Origin of the sequence: Clostridium sp., from assembly GCF_051650885.1 — a bacterium.
Classification (GTDB): domain Bacteria; phylum Bacillota; class Clostridia; order Clostridiales; family Clostridiaceae; genus Clostridium.
In genome coordinates, this window is record NZ_JBOFRG010000328.1 from 17913 (window position 1) to 27838 (window position 9926).

At 29.8% G+C, this 9926-nt stretch carries 1 protein-coding gene; it reads right to left on the minus strand.

The features are described 5' to 3' along the window. Positions 1-69: 69 nt before the first annotated feature. The gene (locus tag ACRC28_RS16205) at positions 70-9918 is read right to left on the minus strand and encodes a DUF7507 domain-containing protein (protein WP_438544484.1); all 9849 of its coding nucleotides are present in this window, start codon (positions 9916-9918) and stop codon (positions 70-72) included. Positions 9919-9926 lie beyond the last annotated feature (8 nt).

A 9926-nucleotide genomic window follows, 5' to 3' on the forward strand; every position in this document is an offset into this window, starting at 1 on the left:
CTAAAATACTATGTTATTTATTTTAGAAGTAAAAAGCTCTAGGAAAATTTCCTAAAGCCTTTAAATTTATTATTTTATTACTATATTCATAGTTACATTTGCAAATACGCCCCTAGAGTCTAGCATTTGCCATGATACATCTTCAATTTCAGGAACAACATTTGCAAGAGGTGATGGTATAGATTCTTCATCAATTATGATATAAGAACTAAACTTTTCACAATAATGTGCTGAGTGAACTGATTGTGATGGAACTGCAGCTGTATATTCTACAGTGTAACTAACAACTCCATTTACAACTAATTTATATCCAGTTAATCTCTTACCTTCTGTTGAAACTCCTTTCATTGTTTTTATAACATAGAAGTCTTTTATTTCTGCTGTTGCAAAAACATCATTTATATCTTCTATATCAGGTTTTTGACAAGGAATTGAAAGAACTTTATCAACATTTAATTCCTTGAACCTTGGTGATGCTGCTTTTATGCTTAAGCTACTTGGTGTTGCTTGAACACGTCTAACAGGTGCATCTTGAGATATATTTGCATTGAATAAAGCATATGCATAGTTTGTTACTAATCCAGAACAATCAACATTTTTAACTTTTACTGAATATTCAATTGTTTTCTTAGTTTTAGCAGCAATACTTCCTATATTTACTCCTTCTCCAATATCTACAGTATTTATAGTTATTCCATCTACATTAAAGCTTCCTTTTACAACTTCAACAGTATTTGGAAGTGAGTCTACAAATTCAACATTAGAGGCCTGAACTGAACCACAGTTTTCAACAACAACTCTATAAGTTATTACATCATCTAAAACAACAACTTCCTTATTAGCAGATTTATGAACTGTTACATCTACATTTTCTATATCTATAACATTTATATTACTCTCTACCTTTCCTTCTCTTGGTGCTTTAGTTGGATTTACATAATAATTATAATAAGCAGTTGCCTTATTTTTAGTAGTTTTAAAGTTTGATGGAATAATTATAGCATCAAATTCTACTAAAACTTCTTCTGTAGACTGAAGCTTAGGAATTAATACACCTTTACTTGGATTTGCTTTATAGATCAATTCACCATTTACAGTTACAGTATTTTCAACAAAATCTAGATTTGCTTGAAGTAAATCAACTAATAGTAAATTAAATACTTCAATATTTCCAGTATTTCTTGCTTTAATTGAATAATGGATTACATCGCCAACTATTGCAGTATCATAGTTAGATTCTTTTGTAACTGTGATTCTTGGAGATCTTACTATAATATCTACTTCATTACTATCAATCTTACCTTTAATAGGTGCTTCATTAGGATTTATTTTTGAATCATAGCTCATAGCAGCAGTGTTTTTAAGAATATTAGTTTTATAGAATTCATCAACTGATGCTTTAAATACTAATTTAACATCTTCATCTATTGCAAGATTTCCTATGCTAATTCCTTGAGTTGGGTCAACACCTGGAATTGGAATTCCATTAACAACAACAGAATCTTTTACAAAGGACATTGATTTTGGCACTGTATCGAAGAAAATAACATTATTAGCATCAATATTACCTGTATTAGCTATTTCAAATTCAAAGTTTGTTACATCTCCAATAGCTACATAATCAGGTTTAGCCACTTTAGTGAATACAAGCTTAATACTATTTATTCTGATATCTACCCTATTTGTTTTGTTTTGTTTATTTATCTCAGGTTTTTCAGGATCTACTATAAAGCTATATTTTACAAAGGCTTCATTAGATACCTTACCATCTTCAGGGATATCTTTAACAATAGCATCAAATTTAATTATCATCATTTCATCTGGATTTACTGTTCCTAAAGTAATTCCTTCTGAAATATTTGAAATTGGTTCACTACTTGAGTTTATTTCTACTGATCCTTTAACAAATTCAAGTTCTTTTGGAAGAGCATCTTCTATAAATACTTTATTTGCCATTACATTTCCAGTATTTTTAACTGTTATATAGAATGAAATAAGCTCTCCAATTTGAGCAAACTCTTTGGTTGCCATTTTTTCAAATCCACCAGCTTCGTAAGAGATTACAGCTTCACGTACATTTACAAATGCCTCATTTGTTTCTCCTTGTTTTTTAACAAGAGAGCCATTTATTTCATATGCATATGAAACAGTAGAAATATTGCTAAGTTTTTGAACTTTTGGAACACCTACAATTTTAGCTTTAAATTCTACTTTAAATTCTTTACCAATAGGAAGATTTGGAATAATAACACCTTTTTCAATGTCTTCACCAAGTCTAAGTGAACTATTAACTGTTATGCTATCTTTTATAAACTCATATTCAGGTGCAAGTTCATCTTTTACTAAAACATCTTTAAGACTTATATTTCCAGTATTTTTTCCAACAACTTTAAATCTTACAATATCTCCAAGTTTACAATAAGTCTTATCTGCACTCTTAACAAGGTCAGATATAAATCCACTTTGTACTGTAACTACAGAATCTGAAGTATATTCTTCTTTAAATACTTCTATTGGAATTTCTGGATTTTTAATAAAGCTATATTCTATCTTAGATTTATTTTCAATTTTTCCATCACTTGGAACTGAAATTACTACAACATCAAATTTTACTGTAACAGCTTTTGATGGTTCAATAACACCAACTGGTATTCCAAGTTGAAGATTTGAATCTGGAACTGGAACTCCATTTATTTGAAGTGTTCCTTTTACATACTCTATATTACTTTGAAGAATATCTTTGATTATTACATTATTTGCTGAAACTGTTCCAATATTTTTAGCAAGTATTGTGTAAGTGAATTTTTCACCTACATCAACAAAATCTTTAGATGCTTCTTTAGTAAAGCTTCCTGTTTCTGCTGAAATAATTGCATCATTTATTTTAGTTATAGCAACATTTGTATCTGTCTCTTTAGATTTTCCATTTGTTACTTCTGGATTTACAGTATATTGATAATCTAATTTTGCTGTATTATGAATTTCTTTAGCTTTAATGTCTTTATCAATTACTACTTTATAACTTAAATAACTTTCTTCACCTGGTTCCATAGCACCAATAAATATTCCATATTGTGGTATTGCACCAAGCTTTGGAACACCATTTAATATAACTGAACCTTGTTTTAACACTGTTCCTTCAGGAACTGTATCATAAAGTTCTACATTATTTACTCTAGTGTTTCCTTCATTAACCATTGTTATTTTGTAAGTTAATTCTTCACCACCAGTTGCATATTCTTTATCAACTTCTTTAATTGCGAAGATGTTACCATAATTAACATAGTTATTAGTTACATTACTCTTATCACTACCATAACCTTTTTCTCCGTTTTCAGGGTTTAATTGGAAATTATAAGTTACAGTTGCAGAATTTTGGATTTCATTTTTCTCAGGTGCTTTAAATACAATAGCTTTAAATTCTACTAAAGTATCTTCTTCAGGTTGAAGTGGTGCAATAGAAATACCACTTGTTATAGATACACCAGGTTGAGAAACTCCATTTATCTTAACTGAATTTACTACAAATTTAAGTGCTGGATCTAAAATATCTTTTAGAAGTATTTCTTCACCTAAAACATTACCAGTATTTTTAAGCTTTAATGTGAATGTGATTTCATCATCTAAATCTACAAAAACAGGGTTTGTTTCTTTTTTAATGCTTACAATTGCAGTATTAATTTTTATTTTATCTACATTTGTTTCATTGCATTTAGATACACCACAAGGTTTACTTGGTTCTACTGTATATCTGTAGCAAACTCTAGCTTTATTTTCTAACAATCCACCTTGTCCCATTGCTGATGGACATGGAAGACCATTTATAGTTGGTGGTAAATCTTTATCAGCAATAGATACTACAAGTACTTTGAAGATTAAATTTGCTTCTTCATCTGGTTTAACTGTACCTATATTTACTCCAACTTGTGGATTTGCACCAAGAAGTGATTTTCCATTTAATAATACGCTTCCTGGGATAAGCTCTGTTCCTTCTGGAATAGTATCTTGAAGAACAACATTATCAGTATTTACATTTCCAGTATTTTTCATGTAAATCTTATAAGTTATAGTATCTCCAATTTTAACGTATTTTTTATCAGAAGTTTTAATTAAGCCACCTTGTTCATTTGAAATTTCTCCATGATTTACTTTAACATTTTCTTCATTACTTTCATTAGTAACTTCTTTTCCATTTGGTCTATTTGGATTAACAGTATATCTGTAAGTTACATTAGCAACATTTTTAGCTGGATTTGGACTTGGAATAGATACAACCTTAACATTAAAGCTTACTGTAACTATTTCATTCGGTTTAACATCTCCAACAAAAATTCCTACCTCTGGAGAAAGACCTGGTTTAACAACTCCATTTACAGTTGCTGAATTTTCTATAAATGCCATTCCATTTGGAACTGTATCTCTTAGAATTGTGCTTGTAGCTACTGTATTTCCAGTATTTTTAAGGAAGAAAGTATAAGTTAATATATCCTCTAAATCAGCATATTCTTTAGATACTAATTTAACAAAACCACCATCATCCTTTGAAATATTTGCATTGTTAATTTCAGTTACAAATACATTACTTTCATTTTCTTTACTTTGACCATTAGGGAATGCTGGATCTTTAGTATAGTAATACTTAACCTTTGCAAAGTTCTCAATTTTATTATCATCTGGAATTGATATAACTGTTACTTTAAATGTTATAGTAACAACTTCATTTGGATTAACAACCCCAATTGACATACCTTGTCCTGGTTTAACACCTGATAATACAACACCATTAACCTCAATACTATCCTTTACAAATTCAACACTTGAAGGTAATGTATCAGTTAAGATAACACTTGTAGCACTTACATTTCCTTTATTTGTTAATACAACCTTATAAAGAATTTCATCATTAATATCTGCATATTCTTTATCTCCAACTTTAAAAATACCACCATTTTCTTTAGAGAAATCTGCAGTATTTATTTTGGTAAATACTTTATTGCTCATATTTTCTGCAAAGACACCATCAATCATTTCAGGATTTACAGTATAAGTGTAAGAAACCTTACCTTCATTTGGAACTGGATTTATATCAGGTAATGATGGTGCTACTACTTTGAATGTTACTTCTACAGTTTCATTTGGCTCTATAGAATTTACAAACACTCCATTTTCAGGGTTTACAGCAAGTTTATTTTCACCATTTATAAATACAGAATTTTGAATAAACTTAGTTCCACTAGGAATTGTATCTCTAACTACTACATTGCTAGCCTTAACATTACCAGTATTTTTAAGAATTACTTTATAAGTTATTTCTTCATTTACATCGGCAAAGTTTTTATTAACTTCTTTTTTAAGTCCACCGCTATTTTGAGAAATTTCTGCATGATTTATTTGAACAGTAACAGGGTTACTAGTATTTCTTCTACTTTCTGTACCACCTGTTTTAGGGTTTTCAACAAAAGTATATGAAACATCAATTGTATTTTTTGTAGGATTATTTTTTGGAATAGAAATAACTTTAACCTTAAATGAAACTATTACAGTAGTTAATACACCTACTGTTCCAACTACTATTCCTGTTCCTGGTGTTTGTCCTGGTGCATTAAATCCATTTACAATTGCACTATCTTCAACAAACTCAAGTCCTTCAGGAAGAGTATCAAATAAAATTACATTATCAGCCTTAACATTACCAGTATTTTTAAGTTTAATAGTATAAGTTACTATCTCATTAATGTCTGCAAACTCTTTATCTACTGATTTGATAAGTCCACCATCTGCATTTTGAATTCTAGCTTCATTTATTTGAGTTTTAACAATATTTGATGAATGCTCTTCAAATTCACCATTTGGAATATTAGGGTCTTTTGTAAATCTATATGATATTTTTGCACTATTTTCAATTGGATTAATTTTTGGAATAGTAGTAATTAATATTTTAAATTGGACTGTTGATTCTTGTCCTGGGTCTAGGTCATCAACCTTTATTCCAAGCTCGGGATTTTCATTTGAGCCTATTCCATTTACTTTAACTGAATTTTTTACAAATACAGTGTCTTTAGGAATAGTATCAGTAATCTTAAGTCCTGTTGCTGTTACATTACCAGTATTTTTAAGCTTAATTGTATAAGTTACTTCATCACCAATTGAAGCATATTCATCACTAACTGATTTAACAAGTCCACCATCTTCATTTCTTATATAAGCTTGATTTACTTTTGTCTCTACAATGTTTGAAGTTCCCATACCTCCATTTTTCTCACCTGTATTTGGATTGAAAATATATTCAAAGCCAACTTCAGCCATATTTAAAACTGGATTTATTTTTGGAATAGTCGAAACTATAACTTTAAAAGATACATTTTTAACTTCATTTACAGCAATATTTCCTACCATAAAGCCTGTTGTTGGATTATATCCTAGTTTTTTAACTTTATCAATTTCAACACTGTCTTTTACAAATACTAATCCATCTTGAATACTATCTTTAAACAATACATTTATAGCATCTACATTACCAGTATTTTTAAGCTCTACTGTATAAGTTATTACATCATTAACTTTAACAAACTCTTTATCAGCTTTCTTTATTAGTCCACCATCAGAATTATCTATTTTTGCAATATTAACTTTAGTATCTACTGTGTTTGAAGTATAGCCTCTCTCATTTGCATTAGGATATATTGGGTTAGATGTGAAGTTATAATAAACTATTGCATCATTTAAAATTGGATTAGGGTCAGGAAGAGTAGTTACTCTTACTTTGAATATAACATTCTTTTCTTCAGAAACATCTAAGAACCCAACTTCAATTCCTGATTCTGGTGTTCCAATAGCTGGCATACCATCAACAGTAACACTTCCTGCTATAAACTCAGTATCTTTTGGAATAGTATCTCTTACAAAAATATTTTCAGCTACTGTATTACCAGTATTTTTAAGCTTAATTGTGTAAGTTATAGCATCTCCAATTATTGCATATTTTTTATCAACAGTTTTAACAAGTCCACCATCTTCATTTTTTATTATTGCTTCCTTAACAAAGGTATCTACTATATTTGAAAAACTTCTTCTACTTCTATCATTAGGATTTTTAGGGTCTGATGTGTAGATATAGCTTATCTCAGCAATATTTTTAAATGGATTTTCAACTGGAATTTCTAGAACCTTAACTTTAAACTCTACTGTTACAGTTCCACCAGCTACTATTTTTCCTAAGTTGTATCCATCAGCAGGATTAACTCCAATCTTAGTAGAACCATCTACGATGAAAGAATTTTCAACAAATTCAGTTCCTTCAGGTGCAACATCATTTATAGTTACATTTTCAGCATCAGTATTACCAGTATTTTTAAGATCTACTGTATAAGTTACAATATCTCCTACTGCTGCAAATTTTGAGTCAACTCTCTTAACTAAACCACCATCTTCATTTATAATAATTGCACTTAATATATTTGTAGTTACTGTATTACTTCTATATCTTCTACTTTGTGAAAGTGGTTTATTTTTGTCACTTGTGAAATTGTATGCAACTTCAGCTGTATTTCTTATAGGATTCTCTAAAGGAAGTTTCATAACCTTAACTTTAAAAGTTACTATACTTTCTTCACTAGGCTTTATAGTTCCTACATAAATACCTGTTAATGGATTTTCACCTGGTGCTAAACCACCATTAATTTCTACTGAATCTTTAACAAACTGAACCTCTTCAGGTATTGTATCAAATACAGTTACATTTACAGCATCAACATTTCCTGTATTTTTTAAATTAACAGTATATGTGATTTCCTCTGTAATATCTGCATAATCTTTATCTACAAACTTGATTAGTCCACCATCTTCGTTTCTTATTATTGCTTCACTTATTTGAGTACTAACTTCATTAGTTAGAACTTTATCACTTTTTCCATTAGGATTGCTAGGATTAACTGTATAGTCAAATCCTATAACTCCTGTATTTAAAATAGGATTTGGGTTTGGAATAGTTAAGACTTTAACTTTAAATGATACTGTAACTATTTCACTAGGTTTTAAATTTCCTACATTTATTCCTGCTTCTGGATTTGCATTGCCTTTAGAAATACCATTTATTGTTACAGAACCTTGAATAAAGCTTGTATCTTTAGGAATTGTATCTGTAACTATAATATTATTTGCATCAGTATTTCCAGTATTTCTTATACCGATACTATAACTTAGTTCTTCACCGATAACTCCATATGCTTTGTCTACAACCTTTACTCTCTCTAGTATTGCACGATTTACTTGTGTATTAACTGCATTTGTTAATACCTCATTTTTATTAGCTCCAGCCATAGATGGATCTACTGTGTATGCATACTTAGTAGCACCACTATTCACTATTGGATTTGGATTTGGAATTGTATTTATTTTGATTCTAAATGTGATTGTTTGGTTTTGATTTGGAAGTACCTTTCCAATTGAAATTCCACTTTGTGGATTTGCACCATTTAAAATTGCATTATTTAAGGTTACTGAATTTTCTACAAAGGTTGCATCATTTGGAATTGTATCAATAAATAAGGTATCTTCTGAAGGAACATTTCCTTTATTTTTAAATACTATTGTGTACGTTACTTCTTCCCCTACATCTGCATATTCTTTAGACGCATATTTAAAGGTTTCAAGAATTGCTTTAGAAATAGTTGTATATACAATATTTGTACTTAAACCTTCCTTCTTTGTTAAACCTGTTTGCTCATCAACAACAAAATCATAATTTGCAAATCCACTATTAGGAATTGGATTTATTGCTGGAATTGTATTAACTATAACCTTATAGCTTATAGTTACGCTTTGTCCTGGTCCAAGTGGAGAAATACTTACACCAGTTTGAGGATTAACACCACTTTGAACATTTCCACCAACTGTTAATGAATTGGCCTTAAATGTTGTATCTCCTGGAATAGTATCATAAAAAATCATATTGTCTGCTTTTATATTTCCGCTGTTTATTAAAGTGATTGTGTATGTTATTTCATCATTTACATTAGCATACTTTTTATCTACACTTTTAATTCCAGCTACATCTGCATCATTAACTCTTGTATTAACAAAATTTGTTTCTTTGTTTATAGATTTAGTCCCAACATTTTCAACTGTGTAGTTATATGACACTCTCGCATTATTTGGAACTGGGTTTATACTTGGAATAGTTGTTATAGAGATTTTAAACTTGATTTGAACTTGTTGACTAGGTTTTATAGTTCCAATTTGAATACCACTCTCTGGATTAACTCCTGGCTTATTGACACCATCTACCACTACTGAATCCACTATGAATACAGTATCTTTTGGAATTGTGTCGTATAAAATTACATTTGTTGCATCAACATTTCCACTATTTGAAAGGGTTAATGTGTATTCAACATTATCTCCTACAGTTGCAAAGTTTCTATCAACACCTTTTATATTAGCAAGCTCTGCATGACTTACTGGAACTGTAACAACATTTGATAATGCGCCACTAGCTTTTCCATTTACTATGCTTGGATCTACAGTATACTTATAGGCAACATTTGCATCATTTGGAATTGGATTTACTGTTGGTAATGTAACAATTTGAACATTAAATGTGATAGTAACAACTCCATCTGCTGGAATATTGCTAACAGGTATACCAACCTGTGGATCTACTCCAGGTTGTGGTATATTATCAACAGTTACTGAATTTTTTATAAATTCTGTTCCATTTGGAATTGTATCTTTTATAACTACCTCATTTGCATTTGTATTACCTAAATTTTTTACAACTAAAGTATAAAGTAAGACATCTTGAAGGTCTGCACCTTTTTTATCTACTTGTTTAGTTATAGTTAAATCTGCATTATTTAATTTAGTTATAACTAAATTACTTTCCGCACTGTCAGCTTCTAGTGGAAGGCTTGGATCCACTTGATACT